The following is a 19,799-nucleotide window of genomic DNA, read 5'->3' as shown; positions in this document are numbered from 1 at the left end:
GGAGTCCTGATCGCCATGACCACCCTGCACAGCACCCCCCGCGCCGATGGCTTCCACATGCCCGCCGAATGGGCGCCACAAACGCAAACCTGGATGGTGTGGCCCGAGCGCCCGGACAACTGGCGCCTGGGCGGCAAGCCCGCGCAGGCCGCTCACGTGGCCGTGGCTAAGGCCATCGCCCGTTTTGAGCCGGTGACCGTGGCGGTTTCTGCCGACCAGTACGAAAATGCCCGTGCCCGTCTGGACGTGCCGAATATTCGGGTGGTGGAAATGTCCAGTGATGACGCCTGGGTGCGCGATACCGGGCCGACGTTCGTGATCAACGACCGTGGCGAAGTGCGCGGCGTGAACTGGGATTTCAACGCCTGGGGCGGCTTTGACGGTGGCCTGTACTCGCCGTGGAACCGCGACTCGCAGGTGGGCGGCAAGATCCTCGAAATCGAGCGCGCGCCGCGTTACCGCACAGAGGGCTTCGTGCTGGAAGGCGGCTCGATCCACGTCGACGGCGAAGGCACCCTGATCACCACCGAGGAATGCCTGCTCAACCGCAACCGTAATCCGCACCTCGACCGTGCCGAGATCGAAGCGGTACTCAGCGCCAACCTGGCTGTGGATAAGATCATCTGGCTGCCAGACGGCCTCTTCAACGACGAAACCGATGGCCATGTGGATAACTTCTGCTGCTACGTGCGCCCGGGCGAAGTGTTACTGGCCTGGACCGACGACCCGCAAGACCCGAACTACGCGCGTTGCCACGCCGCCATGGCCGTCCTGCAAAGCAGCACCGACGCCCAGGGGCGCTCGTTCACAGTGCATAAAATGCCGATCCCGGGGCCGTTGTATGCCACTGAGGAAGAGTGCGCCGGGGTCGACCCGGTGGACGGCACACAGGAACGTAATCCGACCGTGCGGTTGGCGGGTTCCTACGTCAACTTCCTGATCGTCAACGGCGGCATCATCGCGCCAAGTTTCGACGACCCGTTGGACAGTGAAGCCAAGGCCATCTTGCAGAACCTGTTCCCGCAGCACGAAGTGGTGATGGTGCCGGGCCGTGAACTGTTACTGGGTGGCGGGAATATCCACTGCCTGACCCAACAACAGCCGGCTCCGCATAAAAACTGAGTGCAGTTGTAACAACGCCTTTTCTGCGAACGGGCGCTACTCAGTCTGAGCATTTACAGCGAGCCCACGGCCCAACACGGTCGTGGGCTTTTTTGTGTCCGACCACCTATAAATACGCGACATTGGCATAGCTCTTGTATCGGTGTTGCCCCAGTGGCCCAGGGTGATGACCGCATAGTTCTGTCATAAACCTTGAGTAAGTTAGCCGCTCACGCAGTAGGAGAGAGCGCTGAAATGAATGCCAATATCAACCCGATGTACACGCGCACCTTCCACCCTTCGCGGGTCGACAGTGACGCGATCCATTCGCTGGGGCTCTGGTTGAAGGAAAACGGCTCGCGACAGGTCAGGCAGCAGCCGGATTTGCGCAGTGTGATGAATGAGCGCTACCCGGTGGGGTTGTTCAGCGAGGATGAAATGCACGCGTTGTGCGAGTTGAGGAGTAACTGAAAAAATATCGTTGACCCCGTAGCAGTTGCCTCGCTTGCGCTCGACAGCTGTTACGGGATTGGTGTTTTTGTATCGGGTTAGAAACTGTAGGTCCCCGTCACCACCAGATTACGCGGCTCGCCCGGCTGAATTTGCGCCACGCTGGTCGCCGATTCGTAGTAGTTTTTGTCGGCAATGTTGTTCAGCGCCGCGCGTACGTCCCATTCTTTCTGCCGGAACCCGACCAACGCGTCCCAACGGCCATAACCCGGCAGCACCACGGTGTTGAGGCTGTCGGCGTAACGGTCGCCGACCAACGTCAAACCGGTCTCCGCGTACCAGCCCATCTCCGGTTTCCAGGTGAGGAACAGGCTGCCGTTGCGCTTGGCCACGTCGCTGACGCGCTTGCCTTCAAAGCCATTGTTGTCCTTCTCGACCTTGGCATCCTGCAGGCCGATGCCGCCGCGTACATACCAGTTGCCGACGATCTTACCGGTGGCCGTCAGCTCCACGCCGCGTGAACGCTGCAGGCCGCTGAGCAGGGTGATGGTGCGGTCCAGCGGGTCGCTTGTGCGGCGGTTGTAGAGTTCCAGTTCGTACACCGCCAGGGTGGTGCTCAGGCGGTCGTCGAGCCAGTCGCTTTTCACGCCGATTTCTTTTTGCTTGGTCAGTTCGGGGCTTAGGTCGTTGACGCTGCCGGCGGCGTTCGGGGTAATACCGATCAGGCCGCCACCGGCCGGGGAGAAGGTCTTGCTCCACGAGGCATAGAACGAGTGGTGTTCCAGGGGCGTCCACACCAGGCCAAAGCGCGGGCTGGTGCTGTGGCTTTTGACGTCTTGCCGGGTATTGAGCAGTTTGTTTTTGGTGTCCACTTCGAAACGGTCGTAACGCAAGCCGGCCAGCACTTGCCACTGATCGTTCAGGCGCAGTTGGTCTTGCACATACAGGGCGCGGCTTTCGACTTCGGTGTGGTTGTTACTCGATACGCTCATGCGCCCGGTGTGGCTCAGATTACGGTTGGGCTGGTTGAGGTCCAGGGTTGGCACGGCCGAGACGGGGGCGGTGTACAGCTTTGGATCGCGGCGCTGGCTGCCCAGCTCAAGGCCGGTGAGCAGGCGGTGTTCGAGGCCGAAGGTGCTGAAACCTCCCTCCAACTCGACGTTGTTGAAGACGTTGAGGGTAGTCAGGTCTTGCTGCCAGCGTTGGCGCGTCACCCGATTGGTCGAGGCAACGTAGGCGGTCTGGTAGGTGTTGTCGAAATCGCTGTCGAGCTTGAATACGCCCAAGGTCTGGCGCAGTTGCCAGTTGTCGTTGAGTTCGTAGGCCAGCTTGGAGCGCAGGGACTGGGACTTGTCGTCGATGTAATCGCGGTTGTCACCGTAGGTGGTGCTGCGACTGACGTCGGCGGGGCGGCCGTTGACGCCGGGGATACCGCGATCGGGCGTGCGGTTGTAGCGGCTGTATTCGTATTGCACCAGCCAGTTCAGATCCGGTGTGAGCTGCCAGCTCATGGACGGCGCGAACAGTTGGCGGTTGCCACTGACGCCGTCGCGGAAGCTGTTGTTGTCCTGGTTGCCCATGTTCAGGCGCAGGCTGATGTTATCGCTTGGGTCGGTGCTCAGGTCGGCATACACACTGCGCAAATCATTGCTGCCGCCCTGGGCTTCGATGCTCGACTTATGCCCGGCCGTTGGCAGTTTGCTCACGCGATTGACGATCCCTCCCTGGCCGCCTCGCCCGTAAAGCACCGCTGCCGGGCCTTTGAGCACTTCGATACGCTCGATGTTGTGCAGGTCGCGTACGTACTGGCTGTCGTCGCGAATGCCATCCAGGTAGAAGTCGTTGCTCGCGTCGAAGCCACGGATGCGCAAACTGTCGAAGCGCGTATCGGCACCGCTGCTCACATTGGGGATGCCGCTCAAGGCCTGGCCCAGGTCGTTGGTGCCGTAGGAGCGCAGGCTTTCGGTCTTCACCGAGTCGATGGCCTGGGGCACATAACGCACGGGGGTAGCGGTGCGAGTAGCGGTGCTGGTTTCCTTGACGCGCGGGTCGTCTTCGTCAGCTTCGGCGCTGATCGAGGTTTCGGGCAAGGTGGTGGCCGCACAGGCAAAACCGGCAGACAGCAGAACAGAAAGCCCAAGGGTCATGGGCGTCAGGCGAAGGGCAGGCATGGTGAAATGCATCCAAAGTGTTTGGCAGGAAAAGCGCGCTAATGGTAATGCTTTGCATTTGCGCGCGTTATCTATTACCAAACGTATCGACTTTGAAATGTGTTACTAGATGTGTTTCCGGGGTCGCTGAAGGCAGAATTTGGTCGTTTTCAGAAAGGCCGTAGGCCGTTGCTTAGAATTATTTCGCCTAAATACAGACGATTCACGAAATTGACACATAGTTCAACGCGCGACTAGGATTGCGTCCAACGCCTGTGGCTAACCGCCATGACTCATCCAATAAGAAAAGGCCCGCGGCATGTTCACTCGTCCGCGGGCCTTCTTTTTTCGGAAAAAGTCGATACCAGAAAAGCGACATGGAGCCTGGTGTCATAGCGCGTACTCAACCCGTAATAAGGAATACAAAAAAATGTTGAAGCAACGGATGAGTCTGATCGCTCTGGGGATTTTGAGCGCATCGACCGCAATGGCAAACGACCAGGAGCAATCCAAGGGTTTCGTTGAAGACAGCCACCTGAACATCGCAGCCCGTAACGCCTACATCAGCCGTGACTATAAGAACGGCCAGCAAGACAAAGCCGAGTGGGGCCAAGGCTTCATCGGCAAGTTCGAGTCCGGCTTCACCCAAGGCACCGTCGGTGTGGGTGTGGACGTGATCGGCCAATATGCTATCCGTCTGGACGGTGGTAAAGGTCGCAGCGGCGCTGGCGGCATTAACTTCTTCAAGCAAGGTGACAGCGGCGCAGCAGCTGACGACTTGGCCAAAGGCGGCGCGGCGGTGAAGTTCCGCGTATCGAACACCGTGCTCAAGTACGGCGAGCAAATGCCTGCCGTTCCTGTACTGCAGTACGACAACTCTCGTCTGTTGTCGGAAACCTACACCGGTACCTCGATCGTTTCCAAAGAGATCGAAGGTCTGCAACTGGATGCAGGTCGCTTCACCAAGGAAGCCCAAAAAGGTGCTGAAGGCACCGACAGCGGTAACCTGAAGAACATCAGCTACCTGGGCGGCAGCTACAAGTTCACCGAAAATCTGTCGGCTGCGCTGTACGCTTCCGACATGGAAGACGTGCTGAAGAAGCAATACGTCAACGTCAACTACGTACTGGCCCTGCCAGAGAAACAGTCGCTGACCTTTGACTTCAACGGCTACAAAACCAAGCTGGACAGGAGCTTCGCCGAGCAACGCGGTAATGGCGACGCGCGCGACAACAAAATCTGGAGCCTGGGCGCTACATGGGCTGTTGGCGCGCACAGCTTCACCTTGGCCCATCAGCGCAGTACCGGCGATACCGGTTACCTGTATGGCGGCTACCGTGACAATACCGCGGACACCGGCATCGGCGACGGTGGCAACACCATCCTGCTGGCCAACTCCTACTGGTCCGACTTCAACGGCAAGGACGAGCGCTCCTGGCAAGCCGGCTACGGTCTGGACTTCAGCACCTTCGGCGTGCCTGGCCTTACCTACAACGTGGCCTACGTGCGCGGTACTAACATTGACGACGGCAGTGGCCGTGGCAATGGCACCGAGCGCGAGATCTTCAACCAGTTCAAATACGTCGTTCAGAGCGGCCCGGCCAAAGACCTGAGCCTGCGTGCTCGTGCCTCGTGGTTGCGTGTTTCCAACAACGCCAGCAACTACAACGTTGGCGGTAACGAACTGCGTCTGTTCGCTGACTACCCGATCAACGTTTTCTAAGTGATCGCACCTCGCGCCTGATTCCAGGCGATAAAAAACCCCGACTGGTTCGGGGTTTTTTTATGGGTGCGCATCAGTCCTGGCGGCTCTGCAAAATCTTGCGCGCCAACGCTGCATTCTTGTAGTCGAGCATCAAGGACAACCCCTCGTAGGGTTCGATCTTTTTATTGTCGATACACAGCTGTGCCATCAGCAGCAGCACCTAGCGTTTCTTCTTGTTGATCCGCACGCCGGGTACGCCGAACGCCGTCTTGCGCGTTGCGGGTAATGGCGCCTCGGGCGTCAGTTGGACGGTTACCCAGATGCCCTGGACAAACTGCAACGTGATCTCCTCGATATGTTCGATGGGCAGCGGTTGCGCCAGGTTATTGAACACAAAATGCTCCGGCGTCAGGCGCAACGCGGTCTGCGGCGCACGCTTGAATCGACGGATGCCCAGCCATAGCAGGCCCAGCCCAATAATGCCGAGACACGCGCCTGCACTGACTGCCGACAGCGGTGTACCTTTCAAACGCTCCGGGGCGAGCCAGACTCGACTCAGGATAAACAGCGCAGCCAGCACAAAGGGCAGGCTCGACACGGCCATCAGTACCCCGCGCCACTGGCCGCCTTCATGCAAGCTGCGCTCACCCTCGGCCGAAGCGGCCAAGGTTTCCAGCAGATGGGTGTGCGCGGTGTTCTCCGACACGGCCACGTCCATCACATCCCGAGACAGTCGCTCGCGCAGTGCCTGGGGTGCGCTGAAATAGGCGTCCATCTGCGCATTCGCTACGTCGCGATCCACCGCGCGGGTGGCACCGCGCAGGGTATCGTCCAGTGGCACGTCGAGCGCCTGCAGACGTTCGCCATTGGAGGGGTGGGAGTCGGTGGGATGCGGTTGATGAATCTCCAGGGCTTCGGGTGATGGTTGCAATTCACACTCACGCAAGCGCGCGAACACGGCGTCGGGCAGGTCTGTAGCCGAGCCTGCTTCACACACTGCTAACAAGGCATCCTCAACGTGCGTCTGCAACACCGACACCCGCAACAACGCTGACGCCGCCGCAGCAGGGCACGCCAACTGCGCGCCGGCAGCGTCCGCCAGCAATTCGCGCTCACGGCTCCAGTGGTTCACCGCGTCATCAAAGCGCTGCATGAAAAACACACCGAACATGAACGACGGCCGCATCAGCCGTCCCTGGATAAAATCGCTGGCCAGCATCGTATTCAACAGCGCTTCCAGGCTGCGATTAACCCCATCGTAGATCGGCAAAAAGCGCAGGCTGTATTCCGTGTCCTGCCCCACAAAGTGCGCCAGCTCATGGCCGATCACCGCGCTGATTTCTTCACGGCTCAGCAGGCCCAGATACAGCAGCGGCACATGCAAGGTGCGCCCCTGCAGCGAAGTATTCGCCGGTTGCACAGTAGCCGCGCTGGACGTCACGTAAAAGCCCTGGGCCAGGCTCACCACGATGTGGTCCGGTGGCAGCGCGCTGAGCCTACCCGCCAACTCGTCCACATGGCGCCACAACCCTGGAGCCTGCGCGGGCGTCACCAGCTGGCCGAACATCTCCAGCGGCTCGGGCTTGAACATCCCCAGCATAGGGCGCAGCTGTCTAAGCAACTGCCAGATCGAATACAGACAAAACGCCGCGACCACCCCCAGCACCGCCATCAGCTTGACTTCGCCACTGCCCAGCCGGCCGATATGCCACATCGCCAAGCCTTCGAAACTTAACGCCAACGCGACGGCCGCCGCCACCGCCACCACATGGCCCACCAGCACGTAGGGCAACAGGCGGCTGCCCAGGGAGAACACCTGCAATAACCTCTCCCGTGACTGCCGTGCCCGCCGCCCCGCCCAGTACGTACCCGCCAACGCAGCCACACCAATCAACGCCGCCAACAGACCCAAGCCCATCACCCACGGCGCCAGGGCCCGCATCGCACGGTTCACGCGGTGTGCGGAGGGTAGTTCAGCTTCGATTTTTTCCAGACGCGAGAGGGCTTCCGCAACGCTGATGACGCCATCAGGCAGGTCGACACTACTCGCGGGCTGTCTGGTTGCCAGCGCTTGCAACGGGTGCTTGGCTTTATCAAGGTTGAGGTGGTAATCGACCAACGCTGTGGTTGCGTCCTCACCACGCTGACGCTCCCAGCCGCCGAGGGTGACCAGCAGCAGCGGGAAAATCACCAGCAGACAGATCAGTTTCAGAGCGTTCATGGGAGTCCGTTCACAACGCGGGGGTGTGCAGGTTTATACCGAAAAAAGCGCCCCATGCCGAGGCGCGCTACTGTGGGAGCCGGAGCGGCCCTGGGTATCTACACCACTTTCAAATTCGGGCACACAACTCTGTGGTGAGCGGGCTTGCCCCGCGCCGGGCTGCGCAGCAGCCCCAATAAAGACACTGAGATTTTGCTGTTAAAACTAAGCGCCTGGTTTTGGGGCCGCTTCACAGCCCTACTTACAGCCCGGTATTCCCAGGCGACTCCAACACCTTCACCACATCATCAATCACCGCCTTGCTCATCTCCTGCAAATAATGCGACGCCCAGGCATAACGGTCCGTCTCCTTCGTCATCGCTGCATCTTCGGCGAGCAGCTTGGCAACGTGGAGCAAGTCGGAAACGTGATGTAAGGCTTCATGCAGGGAAACACCGCTGTTGACGCGGAACAGAGGTTGGTCGGAGTGAAAGGAGAACGGGGTGACGCCGAGGGTGGTTAACGCAGAGGGATTTGGAGCGGTCATCGGTAAAACTCCCATATCGAGTGAGAGCTACCACATTCGTTATCAGGCGAATTGGGTGGCAGCTGTGCGCAGGCTGATAAACCGGAGATACAGGAACCCGGCAGACCCGGAGGTCTCCCACGCACAGCCGCCATTGCACGAATTTTCAGGCGAAAAAAAACGCCTTCAAAATCGGGTGTTGGGGGCGCTAGGTGCGCCTGCATCTTGCCGGGTTATCAGGCCCGATCGCTGAATTGGCAGCGACGGGGGGAGGTTAGCGTGGTGAGAGGTGAGGAGCAATCGGGAAAATGGATTGGTTGATTTTTCAGCTCGTCTTGAAATGTTGCGGTCGGGCGTTGATGCCATTATTTGTTTTATGGATACGCCGTAATTATTGCCAATACATAATTCAGCATAAAGGACGAAATCTGGAGTTTTGGCGCGAAAGGTGTGATTCAACAGGTAGGGAGGTGAGGCCGGAAGGGGCTGATCGAGGATGAGTGTCCCAGAAAAAACAAAGCCGCTGCATTGCTGCAGGGACTTCGTCTTATATGGTGCGGCACCAGGAGTCGAAAAAAGAAATATTTTTCATATTTATCAATAGGATAAATGGTTGATATTTTAACTGTTACCTCCATTGCTACCCTTTTGCTTTCTCACACAGCTCGACGCCGTTACCTCTCAGTCCCGGACTCTCGCAGATCAAATCGATAAATGGCAAAAGGCTATGCTTAGGCTATATTGAAGCCATTCGATCTTTCGAAGCAGGCTCAAGGTACATTTAAAATAATATGTAAATAAAACTTTTGCGGGAAGATATTCTTGAAATTTATGTATCAAAGATATATTAACCTCCAAAGTGTTTGAAAGTGCTTAATCTTTGCTCTAAATGGATATAAGAGACCTACATGAAGATCACTAAAATCTCAGCTGTAAATTTTCGGGCTTTGCAGGATGTGACGTTAGATTTGCGGGATAGTTTATCTTTGCTTATTGGTAGAAATAATAGTGGTAAAACATCCTTGCTTGTGCTTTTTGAAAAGTTCTACGAGTCAGGTGTTGCCTTTAATTACCATGATTTTCCTTTGGCGATTCGTAAGGATCTAGTTGCGATAGATCACGGAACTGACGTTGTTCCTCTATCGATAAGTATGAGGATTGAAATTGAGTACGATGACGAAGACAATTTGCGACACCTATCAGAATTTATGTTGGATCTTGATAGTGAAGTAAACAAAGTAAATATTTTATTCGAGTGCGTTATAAACAAGGACTTATTGCTGAGAGATATAGAGCAATTCGATGGTGAGAGGGAGAGGTTTCTTCGAAAAAACCTTGATAGGTACTTACAGGTACATGTCTTTGCATATGTGAATGATGAAGATCTACTTCTGGAAAACCGGACTAGGCTTGTAAAGAAAGACATCACTTCGGTCAGGGATCTGATTAATTTCCAAATAATTCATGCTAAGCGAGATGTTGCTAGCAGCGAAGGCGGCAAGAAAATGCTTTCGAAGCTGACAACGCAATATTTCAATAAGGCCAATAAGGATGTCACGGACTTCGATCCGATTAATAACTTGCTCCTGCAAATTGATGAGAGTCTTGAAAACAGCTATAAGGATTTTTTTGAGCCATTCTTGAAGACGTCTAAAGCCTTTTTGGGGATTGAAGATATCAAGGTTGTATCCAATCTTGAATCAAATGAGGTTTTGGAGAATAGCTCGCAGGTGGTGTATGGAGAGCGCGCCGAATTTCTCCCCGAGACGTTCAATGGTCTCGGTCATATGAATATACTTTATTTGCTTTTGAGTGTTGAGATCAAGAAAGAGTCGTTTGCCAAAACCGGAAAAAATATAAATCTCCTTTTTATTGAGGAGCCAGAGGCGCATACGCATCCACAGATGCAATATATTTTTGCCAATCAAATAAAAAGTATCTTGAATGAGATTGACAATATTCAGGCCGTAATTACTACGCATTCATCTCATATTGTTTCGCAGTGTGATTTTAAAGACATAAGGTATTTGCAAAACTCAGAAGGTAGGATAAAAATAAAAAATTTCCATGCTGAGCTGAAAGTTAAGTATGGCGACGATGAAGATTCGTTTAAGTTTCTAGAGCAGTACCTAACTCTCAATTCGTGCGAGCTGTTTTTTGCAAGCAAGGTGATATTTATTGAGGGTGTTACTGAACGAATGCTCTGGCCTTACTTTGTAGAACTATTTGATAAGTCAAAGCTCCACAGTAAAGACCATATTTCATTGTTTTCCCAAAATGTTACAATTTTAGAAGTCGGTGCTAATGCCAAGGCGTTTAGGCATTTTCTAGAGTTTTTGGAGATCAAAGCTCTTGTCATCACGGATATAGATACAACCAAAAAGACCCTTGATTTAAGCAAAGATAAGCCCAAAACAACTTATCTCTCCTCCAAGGTTGTTGACGCAGATCACATTAGCAATGCCACGTTAAAACATTACTATGATGCTCCCGACTTCTCTGATGAAGCTAAGTTCGCCAGTTGGTTCTCTAGATTAGTTTCGCATGATCTAAAGCATGCTTACTCTAATATATATATTGCTTATCAGAAGGAGGAAGAGAAATATCACGCGAGGAGTTTCGAGGATGCTTTTGTGCATGTCAATAAGGAGTTGATTAAAAAGAAAATTGATAGCATAAATGGATTGAAGAACGTGCATGAGTTTGATGCAGGGCTAGATGCCTACGATTTGATTGATAAAGTATTGGATAAAAAATCTGCGTTCGCGTCCTCTCTGTTGTACTTGGCACTAACTGATGACCAAGTTACTTGGCGTATTCCCACCTATATTGAGGAGGCGTTGGAATGGATATCCGAATGACTCCGTTTGATCAGGTTTTGTCCTGCCTAGCGCGGGGGAAGAGTTTCCTACTCCAGGGGGGAGCAGGAAGTGGGAAGACCGAAACCTTGAAGAAGTTGTTAGACCACATTTCTAAAAATATGCCAGATAAGAGGGTGGCATGTATTACCCATACAAATTTGGCTGCTGATGAGATCAAGATGCGAGCAGGTGATCTGCATACCATCAGCACAATTCATTCGTTTATGAATGGAATCGTAAAAACCTTCCGGCTCGATCTGCATAAGGTCATACACGAAATTTTCCTTCTACCTGAATTCACGCGAGGGGAGGCCTTGGATGATGAGAAGGAATATAAGAAACGCGAGCATGCTCGCTATAAAAGGGCATACGAGAAATATGCCGAAAAGGCATATTTTATACTTAGAACAAAAGAGGAAAAAGTACTAGGTAAGCCTGTTTATGATAGAGACCCTGCTGCGGCAAACAAAGTTTTAAACGATAAGATTAAATATTTAAATTCCCATATATTGAAGCATATTGAAGGGGTTCCCGCTCATAAAGTTGTTTATAATGAAACCGTGTTTAATAGTCTTCGCGATCTAAGTTTCGGCCATGATGGGCTCATTAAGCTAGCGGTTTCTCTATTGGTGAAGCGCGCGAAATTGCGGAAAATTTTGTCTGACAAGTATGATTATATATTTGTTGACGAGTATCAAGATACATCTCCTGATGTGGTTAGAGCGTTTCTTAACTATGTTGCAATTGATCAAAATATAATATTCGGTTTTTTCGGCGATTCGATGCAAGGTATATATGAGGAGGGGGTTGGGGATGTAGAGTCATATGTACAAGCTGGTGCGCTAGAGAAAATTGAAAAGGAAGATAACTATAGATGCTCGGAGCAGGTTGTAAGGCTTATAAATAACTTGAGGAACGACGGATTAAAACAAAATGTTGCCTTGAGGGTTTTTGATGGCGGTCTTTTAGAAACTTTGGCCGAGCGCCAAGGTAAAGTGAAGCTGGTTTATGCGATTTGCGAAGAGAAGCCTAATCAGCAAAGCTCTCGTGAGGCAAAGGATTTATATGTCGAAAAACTTTATAAGTTGATTGAGAGAGCTCAGGGCTTTGATAACTACAAAATGCTAATGCTGACAAACAAAGCTGTAGCGTTAGAAGCAGGGTTTGGTCGTTTGTACGAGATTTTCAACTCTCGATTTGGTCAGTCAACGAATGAAAACCTAGAGAAAGTACTAACTACGTGCCATTTTTATGATTTGTATGAACTATATCAAGATGTTTCGTCTCGTAGACATTCTAACGTTATCCGCTCTGTAAAAAAATCTGGGTTTGTATTAGATTCAGTTCGTCAAAAGGATGAGTTGCTAGCCGCATTCAAGCAGGTTTTCGAATTGAACTGCTCTGGGCACAAGGCGATACTCGAATCTTTTCAGCTGAAGTTGATAAAAAGGTCGGAGTCCTACGAACGCTTCATAAAAAGAAGAGAACACTTCATTGAGCAAATGAATGGGGACGCCAGGTACACTGATTTTAAGAATCTTTACATCTCAGGTATTGACAGTTGTAGTAAATTAAATAAATCAGGATTCGATATTGATGATTATGAATTTGGAGATTTGGAGCGAGATGTAAAACGGGATTTGTTTTATGCCGATTTTTTTGGCGAAAAAATAACCTTGGGCGAGGTGTTTAATTACTACGATTATTTGTCGGAGAAAACAAATTTTATAACCATGCACAAGACGAAAGGCTCAGGGATAAGAAACGTATTAGTTGTAGTGGATGAGTTCTTTTGGCGAGACTATAAGTTTGCTAATATATTCTCAGCAGGCCCTGTGTCGGCTGAAAATCAGAAGATTATGTATGTTGCGTGCTCACGAGCTATTGAAAATTTGACCTGTGTACGGCTTATGGGTGAAGAGGAAGCTTCATCTATTGGAGACTATTTTGATGAGGTTGAAGTTGTAAAATTAGATTGATAGGTTGCAGGGGAGGTGATTAATTCTCTCCCCAATAAAATACCTAATGGGTCATGAAAGCCAACGGGGGTTTTTAAAATTTCCAAGTCTTTGCTCTTCGCGAGGCTATCAGGCGTACTGTTAATAAATAATAGTATTGAGTTGACTTGGAATGTTTTTCTAGGCCGTGGGTCAGAAACCAAGCTAAATGTTTACGCCTCCAAGACCACGGATTATTACGATGCCATCGTTCATATATCGCTCTTTGGATTTCGTTAGCTTGGCGGATGTGGCGGTTGCGTGTCGCGGGTGCGCCATTCAGAACTCCAGATAGAAAAAGCTCCATATTATACTCGCCTCTCATACTACACTTCCTATATAAGCCGAAGCCACGTCGATTCGACCGTGTCCTAGTTCATAGCTGAGTTGTAAACGAGCATGAGCTTGAAACTGCACAAGGTGCTGGCCATAAACGGCGAACCCGTTGCCCTGGTTAAAGAGGATGTCCGCTTGGAGCTGCGAAGCCCCGGCCGGGCATCTTTCACAGTCCAGGCATCGGCGCCGCTCAAGGGCCTGGTGACGCTGGACATCGGCTACAACGACAGAACGCTGCAGCGCCACTTCATCGGCTACGTGGAACGTTGCACGGCGTCGAACTCCCAGCAGCAGGTTCTGTTCTGCCGCGAGCTGGCCGCGATCCTGGCCAAGCCACTGCCGCTTAACCTGCGCCACGTCGATCTGCGCGCCGTGCTTGAAGAGATCAGCAAGCACACGGGGTTGAAGTTTCGAGTGCCGGACAGCTCATACACGCGGGTGAAAGCGCCGTTCTTCTACAGCCTGGCCACCGGTTACCAGGCGATGGACAGCCTGGCCCGGGTTTTCTCTATCGACGACCTGATCTGGCAGCAACAGGGCAACGGCGAAGTGTTCGTGGGCAAATGGGCCGATAGCTTTTTCGGCGCCCGGGCGCCCCTGCACCTGCCCACCGAGCTGTTCGACGGCTACCAGGATAACCAGAGCGCCATGATCGCGGCGCTCCCAGGCATGCGCCCAGGCGCGACAATCAACCAAGGCGAGCGGGTCACTTCGGTGACGCTGGCCGGCACTCAGATGGTATTGAAATGGAAGACGCAATAAAACGAGCGGTAGAACGCCAGTTTCCTGAACTCACTGGTGGCTATCACTTGCCACGATTCGCCAAGGTGATAGCCGTGCCTGATGCACCTGCCGGCGCTGGCGTCTGTGACGACTTCCGGCCGCGCTTTGGCGTTGATCTGCAGATGCTTGGACCGGATGGGGAGGTGGACTCCAGCCTGCCGGTGCTGTCTGGCGTTCCGCTGCCTGTGCCGGTCGGTGGCGATGAAATGGGCTTCTATGCCTTCCCGGAGGAGGGCTCCACGGTTGTGGTGTGCTTTGCGTACGGGTTGCCGCACAAGCCCTATATCCAGACAGTGCTGCCCCACGGTCTGACTCTGCCAAGCGTGCCGAAAGGGGACCAGGTGTGGCAGCACAGCGAAGCCTGCCAGCAGCGCGTCGATGCGGACGGCAACTGGCTACGCCAAACAGACGGCAAGATTCAGGACAGGGCGGTCCAGCGCGAAGTGGAGGCGATGGAGAACACTGAGAGCTTCCAGAGCCACACCAGAACGGTGGACGACCATTCAACCGAGTCAGTGGGTGGTATTAAGAAGATCGAGGCGTTGGGCGCACTCAAGCTGCTTTCGGGCGGATCTGCGAGCCTGGCGGCGGTGGCTGATCTGCACCAGGCGACCGGGCGGGATTTGAACTTGGTTGTGGGGCAGAAGCATAACGCCACGGTGGGTGGAGATATGGAGGAACGGATTGATGGACTGCGCAAGAGCTTGGTGGGAGTCAGCCTGCAGATGTTCGCACCAAAAAACCATGTTGGGTCTGAGAGTGTGAACATCTTTCAGGTGGTCTGTGATCTGCTTGACCTAGTGCAACACATGAACGTCCAACTAGCTTCTCACACTCACGGGCCAACATCGGTACCAGGAAATGCGTCGCTATTTTTAAGCAATTCTGGCATAGCCACTCGACTGGGAGCAGATCTCAAGCACATTACGTTCTGACTAAGGTAACCCGACACTGCTGCCTAAATTCAATGTGGAAGTTAGTCGTTTTTAGGTTCTAGAAAGTACGAGGGTCGGCCAAAAGCAGTCGGTCAATACTGGTCGATTGAATCAAGTGCAATTTAGACGGTTTTCCCTGTTTCTTATGAATCTCCTGAATACTTATCAGTCCATGTAGCCGACAAGCAACTCGCCGAGTTCCATATCATCCAATATGCACCAGCGGATAAAGGCAGAGTAAGGCGCAGATCTATGAATAAGCTTCTGCATTCGCTCCAAGCTTAGCTCTTTTTCCATGTCTGTAGCGACTGGGTTGTAATAGTTGTTAATCTGATCTAGTAACAGGTTGTATTGGTCAAAAATTTTTCTGCGGAGAAACGCCCCTGAGACTTTTTTGTTAACGGTATGATCGCTATTGTAAACGCGATCTAAAAGCCTCCTGCTTAGTTCGACCTTTGGGTTGGGGAGCATTGATAGCAGCTGTACAGATTTAGCGTATGGGGTGATAGGCGGGACATGTCTGATCGCACGAAATACATCAAGCTCGATATCGCAGCAATCTATAATGTCATCGAACTCCACGAGCTTTATATTGTTGCATCTGCTGCAAGCCAAATACAGATTTTGCCAGTCGAATTTTTTACTTTCATCACCCTTGTGAGGGCGAAAATGTTCTACGTTTATGTCGTGGGGCTCTTTTGTTTCGCAAATGTAGCACTTGTTAAAAAAAATGTTACATAGCTCCAAGTAAACATCGCTCCCGTCGTACTTTTGTTTCGCTGCAAGTGAAGCTGGAGCCGCCGATGCCCTCACGGTATTGAACATTTAAAATTCTCCCTTTTTGCTTTTGTTGATAACTAGTCTAGCTTTCTTAATGAAGAACGCCGATTCGCTATCCAAATGCTGTTCATGCTCGCCGATTTCACGAACGTAGTGCTCTAGCTTAGTGACGTCGATATTGGGCGACTGCATCATTTTGCTCAAGTCTACTATCATGTTCTGAAGTACTTCAGAAATAGGTGTGGTGTTGAATAGGCCGGACAAAATAGACTCGTATGAATACAAGGATAAGTCTTCGACTTGTTCAAGAGTTGATAGGTCATATATCACAGCGTCTCTTACTGAGGACACCACAAAGGGGGAGTGTGTAGAGACGATGAATTGAATGTTTGGAAAGGATTTAGTGAGAAATGAAAGAATTTTACGCTGAAGAGAAACGTGAAGGTGAGCGTCAATCTCATCGATTAAAACTACTCCATAGATTTCGTTAGTTGAATTTGAGCTCAGCTGGATTTTCGTGAGTAGCGTAGCGTAGATTGAAAAGATCGAAGAAAATCCGGATGACAGTTGCTGAAGGCTGTATGGAGATTTACCTTCTTGTTTAATGTAGAACGACTGGGACTCGTAAGCAAAATGTAATTTTAGACTAGGGTCTTCGAATAGCTCTTGAAGATCATCTTGAAGTTTTTCAAACCACGCCTTAATAGAGGCCGCCTCACTTGGGTTGTTGCCTATGTTAGGTGATTCGGCAAAAGCCTGGGCTGTTTTCTGACTCACCAAGTAATCCTCAAATAGCGTTGAGGTGTCATGGGTCGTAATCGCTTCTTGCCTCAACATATCCTTGCTTTTTGATGAGTTGCAAGGTCTTATACTAGCTTGGCGTGTAGCTTCAAACTTTAACAATACAGCGCTTTGCTTGTGGTAATCGATCGTAAATTTTTCATAGTTGTCGATTAGCGCTGGGGGGGATTTTGATATTTCTAGTTCCTTTGTGAGTCTTTCCAGTTCTCTTGCATAATATTGGTAGTTTGAATCTGCTTCGCTGCCCAGGCTAACTTGATGGGTATAGGATCTTATGGAGTTCTGTAAGTTTTCCTGTGAAGCGTTCTGTCTCGCAATAATTCTATTGGATAAGTAATCAAAAAGTCCGTTGATGAATTGTGTTTTGCCACAGCCGTTCACGCCGGTGATAATAAGGTTTCGATTTTTTAGATTTATCGATGCCAGTTTTCCGGAGCTTGGTATTATTGCGTTTATTTGGTAAACATTATTCGGCATTTTCTTCCATCTCTATATTGCTAAAAGTGGCCTAGAGCACATTCCCTCTGTCAGAGTGGGTCTAGGGTTGATATGTGAAATGAGTTTGATTGAACCTGCAACTAGATTCGATATCTAGCATAGTCGTCTTTAGCATGCAGCAGAACTCCCTTTCTTGACAATCACAGATTGCAGCTCCTTCACACACTCGACTCGAATTGTTTTATTAACACGGTCCTTGGACACAACGTCGGGACGTTATTTCGGAATCACAAGCAATTGTTCGATTCGCCCTGTCGGGACAGGCCGCAGTGCAGCACCTACCTACGATCGTTGCTGAAATCTAACCACCCGGTAGCTGAAAGAGTGCGGGCCAAGGAAAAATATGTCTAAAAACCACTTATCCCCCTCCCGCCGACGGGGTTTGCGTCCTTTTTTTGTGCAAACCCGGATGTAGTGCAAACGAACCCGCAGCCCAGGCGGGCTGGCGCTCTCTGCGGGCGACCGGCAGTTTCACAGATTGCAAAGTTTTGAAGAGAAGTGCAGTGCGGTTGCACAACGTTGCAGCAGACGACCACGAACGGGGCAGGGCTGGAGGCCCCGGTTTCATTGGGTCGAAAATTTAAAAACATTCGAACCAGGCGGTTTTCAGAATACCAACCGTTCGAAAGTGCACGTCATTGCAGGTACAGAGCGTGTCTCAGGCTATGCAGGGAGTTGCCCGCCGGCTGGGCCTGGGCAGGCTGATCGCATGGGGGAAAGGGGTTTCAAACTTTTGCAGCGGCGCCGCGTACATGAGGAAGGGCGGCGAGGCGCTCCAGGCGGGCGAATTCCGCTTCTACCAACGGGACCAGCAACTGGTTCAATGCTCCATAAAGTGTGTCGGCCTGATGTTGAGTCAGTCGTTTTACCGTGCCGGTCACGCCGCTGGCGCAGCACACGCAATCGGGGTCAATCCCAAGGATGTCCAGCGCACCATCTATATAGCCACGCAGGTAGTCAGCGCGGTTGAACAAAATCAGGCTGGCCGTTCCTTCCTGGTAGTCCCAATGGACCTCCCACAGGGCGCCTTTCTTGATGACTTCAATTTTTGGAATGGGAGCGACGGAGCTGGGCTTTGTCATGGTGTTCTCCGGATTAAAGTCACGAGGCGAGAGCAGTCTGGTGGGGCGTGCCTGAACGGCTGCTGAAAACATTTTCCAGGTCCACCCCCTCCTGACACGTAAGTGGCGTCAGCGGGTCGAGAAACGGCTGAAAAGCCCCGGATTCATTGGGGGGCGTCACTTACAGTCCCGTCGTCAAAAAGTGTAAGTCAGGAAAGGGTCTTAAAAAAACCCTTTAAAAACAGTAGGTTGAGGTCGGCCTCACTTACAGTCACAAACTGTTCGGCGCCGACACTGATCTAACAGTCTACTTACGGTTTAGAAATGGTTCTAAACTATTGAAATATAAGGGATAGAGATAGATAAAAAATCTCACTTACACTTCTTACGCACTTTTGATGGGTGCACCGGAAAAAAATCCCGTGTGTCGTAGGAGGGACACTCGACGTGTGCAGACACTTCCTTGGCGCTAGATTTTCGGGCTATTGGATATCCATACTTGTCGATCGCAGCCCGCGTGGCTCGGTGCAGATCTGTGCGCTGAAACCGATATAGAAGCTACAGCAGGTGACCGCCCAGGATTACTCGAGAGCTTCTGTATGGAGGCTCTTTGGATACTTGCGCCTATTCCAGAACCTGCTGTTGAGCCACATACCCACGACTACGCCCAGAAACGAGTAAAAAAGAAGCAAGGTGTCTGGGTTAGCAAGGAACGAAGGGCGCGGTCCGTAGATCGCGGTGAGAAAGCCAGATAGGGCCACACCAATCGGGAGTAGAGTCGAGCCGAGCGGATGCAGTTTCCCTGGCTTGCTCTTTTGGGGTTTAGGGCGAATGAATTGGCCAAGATTTCGAAAACCCTGTGGAAGACCTTTCAAGGTGCCTTTAACGCGAGGTTTCCGATCAGTACTGGTATGCAGAATTTCCACCACGACTCCATCGTCTTTATCGAGGAAGTTGAAGCTAAACGTGATTTCATTAGCGCCTATGTCTGGCGTCTTTAGGATCGAGAAGTCATTTACTGCCCGACTCGATTTCAGTATCGCAGCAGATAGGATTTGACCGTCGTCTCCTACTTGGAAGCGGAGCGGATCCTTCGCGACGATATCTTCACCATTGACTGTGTTCTCGCCGCTGTTCCAGAAAATCAGTATTGATTTGGTTAGGCGGGGGATACTGATGCCGTTGTACTGCACGACTATCTGCGATGGCAGAGCATCCGAAGCGCTCCCCAGAAGATGCTCTCCCAGGTGTACATACGCCAAGCTAGTTCGTTTGCGGGTCCATAGGTACGTACAAGCCGCGAAAACGATACCTGCGATTCCAAGCAACGTGCCCAGCCAGCTCTTGTCCAGGAGGCCCTGCGCATAGTCGATCCACGACATTACCGTATCCCTACAGATGATGAGGAAGCGAAAACTGGTTGCTTGTTACGTGCCTTGTTACGTATGACACAAAAAACAAAGGCCTGCATCGCTGCAAGCCTTTGTTTTTAAATGGTGCCGGCACCAGGAGTCGAACCCGGGACCTACTGATTACAAGTCAGTTGCCAAACTCAGTATTCTCAAGCCCTGAGGCGTTTTTTTTGTACGTCACCGCTCATAAGCAGGGGGTAAGA

Annotated in this window: 14 protein-coding genes; 7 read left to right on the top strand and 7 right to left on the bottom strand. The window is 51.8% G+C overall.

From position 1 onward, the window contains the following. Nucleotides 1-15: 15 nt before the first annotated feature. Together aguA and M2397_RS24110 are read left to right on the top strand one after the other, a co-directional pair. Nucleotides 16-1,122 (top strand): agmatine deiminase, encoded by a 1,107-nt coding sequence (gene aguA, locus M2397_RS24115; protein ID WP_259244602.1) that lies wholly within the window; start codon nucleotides 16-18, stop codon nucleotides 1,120-1,122. Between the two features lie 234 nt (nucleotides 1,123-1,356). Then, on the top strand, nucleotides 1,357-1,572 hold the full coding sequence (locus tag M2397_RS24110) for a hypothetical protein (RefSeq protein ID WP_259244600.1): 216 nt from the start codon (nucleotides 1,357-1,359) through the stop codon (nucleotides 1,570-1,572). Between the two features lie 77 nt (nucleotides 1,573-1,649). Here M2397_RS24110 and M2397_RS24105 read toward each other — a convergent pair whose 3' ends face one another. After that, entirely contained in the window at nucleotides 1,650-3,722 is a 2,073-nt protein-coding gene (locus tag M2397_RS24105; RefSeq protein ID WP_145335841.1) for a TonB-dependent siderophore receptor, read from the bottom strand. Nucleotides 3,723-4,131: 409 nt separating this feature from the next. Between M2397_RS24105 and M2397_RS24100 the strand changes: the two genes are divergently transcribed. Beyond that, nucleotides 4,132-5,424 (top strand): OprD family porin, encoded by a 1,293-nt coding sequence (locus tag M2397_RS24100; protein WP_259244599.1) that lies wholly within the window; start codon nucleotides 4,132-4,134, stop codon nucleotides 5,422-5,424. A 202-nt stretch (nucleotides 5,425-5,626) separates the two neighbouring features. Here M2397_RS24100 and M2397_RS24095 read toward each other — a convergent pair whose 3' ends face one another. Both M2397_RS24095 and M2397_RS24090 read right to left on the bottom strand, forming a co-directional pair. After that, nucleotides 5,627-7,627: a M48 family metallopeptidase gene (locus M2397_RS24095; RefSeq protein WP_259244598.1), complete on the bottom strand. Its 2,001-nt coding sequence runs from the start codon at nucleotides 7,625-7,627 to the stop codon at nucleotides 5,627-5,629. A 241-nt stretch (nucleotides 7,628-7,868) separates the two neighbouring features. Continuing rightward, nucleotides 7,869-8,153 (bottom strand): DUF3077 domain-containing protein, encoded by a 285-nt coding sequence (locus M2397_RS24090; protein ID WP_259244597.1) that lies wholly within the window; start codon nucleotides 8,151-8,153, stop codon nucleotides 7,869-7,871. Between the two features lie 887 nt (nucleotides 8,154-9,040). Here M2397_RS24090 and M2397_RS24085 point away from each other — a divergent pair. The 4 genes from M2397_RS24085 to M2397_RS24065 all read left to right on the top strand — a co-directional run bounded on the left by M2397_RS24085 (nucleotide 9,041) and on the right by M2397_RS24065 (nucleotide 15,044). Next, nucleotides 9,041-10,993, top strand: coding sequence for an ATP-dependent endonuclease (locus M2397_RS24085; RefSeq protein WP_259244596.1), 1,953 nt, complete (start codon nucleotides 9,041-9,043; stop codon nucleotides 10,991-10,993). Then, nucleotides 10,978-12,972, top strand: a complete 1,995-nt coding sequence (locus tag M2397_RS24080) for a UvrD-helicase domain-containing protein (RefSeq protein ID WP_259244595.1) — start codon at nucleotides 10,978-10,980, stop codon at nucleotides 12,970-12,972. Before M2397_RS24085 ends, M2397_RS24080 begins: the two co-directional genes overlap by 16 nt. A 417-nt stretch (nucleotides 12,973-13,389) precedes the next feature. Further along, nucleotides 13,390-14,088 (top strand): hypothetical protein, encoded by a 699-nt coding sequence (locus tag M2397_RS24070; protein WP_259244594.1) that lies wholly within the window; start codon nucleotides 13,390-13,392, stop codon nucleotides 14,086-14,088. Then, nucleotides 14,073-15,044 carry a phage baseplate assembly protein V gene (locus M2397_RS24065; protein WP_259244593.1) on the top strand — a complete coding sequence of 324 codons (972 nt, stop codon included), beginning with the start codon at nucleotides 14,073-14,075 and terminating at the stop codon, nucleotides 15,042-15,044. Before M2397_RS24070 ends, M2397_RS24065 begins: the two co-directional genes overlap by 16 nt. A 165-nt stretch (nucleotides 15,045-15,209) precedes the next feature. Here M2397_RS24065 and M2397_RS24060 read toward each other — a convergent pair whose 3' ends face one another. From M2397_RS24060 to M2397_RS24045, 4 genes are all read right to left on the bottom strand, one after another. After that, nucleotides 15,210-15,869 (bottom strand): HNH endonuclease, encoded by a 660-nt coding sequence (locus M2397_RS24060; protein WP_259244592.1) that lies wholly within the window; start codon nucleotides 15,867-15,869, stop codon nucleotides 15,210-15,212. Beyond that, a complete protein-coding gene (locus M2397_RS24055) occupies nucleotides 15,870-17,102 on the bottom strand; it encodes an AAA family ATPase (RefSeq protein ID WP_259244591.1) in 1,233 nt (410 codons plus the stop codon). Between the two features lie 746 nt (nucleotides 17,103-17,848). Beyond that, nucleotides 17,849-18,205, bottom strand: a complete 357-nt coding sequence (locus M2397_RS24050; RefSeq protein ID WP_259244590.1) for a hypothetical protein — start codon at nucleotides 18,203-18,205, stop codon at nucleotides 17,849-17,851. 560 nt (nucleotides 18,206-18,765) lie between these two features. After that, nucleotides 18,766-19,566 carry a hypothetical protein gene (locus M2397_RS24045; protein ID WP_124419061.1) on the bottom strand — a complete coding sequence of 267 codons (801 nt, stop codon included), beginning with the start codon at nucleotides 19,564-19,566 and terminating at the stop codon, nucleotides 18,766-18,768. Nucleotides 19,567-19,799 lie beyond the last annotated feature (233 nt).

It is taken from the genome of Pseudomonas sp. BIGb0381, assembly GCF_024809815.1.
Lineage (GTDB): Bacteria > Pseudomonadota > Gammaproteobacteria > Pseudomonadales > Pseudomonadaceae > Aquipseudomonas.
The sequence above is the reverse complement of the archived record's forward strand: the minus strand, read 5'-3'. Positions and strand labels throughout refer to the sequence as shown.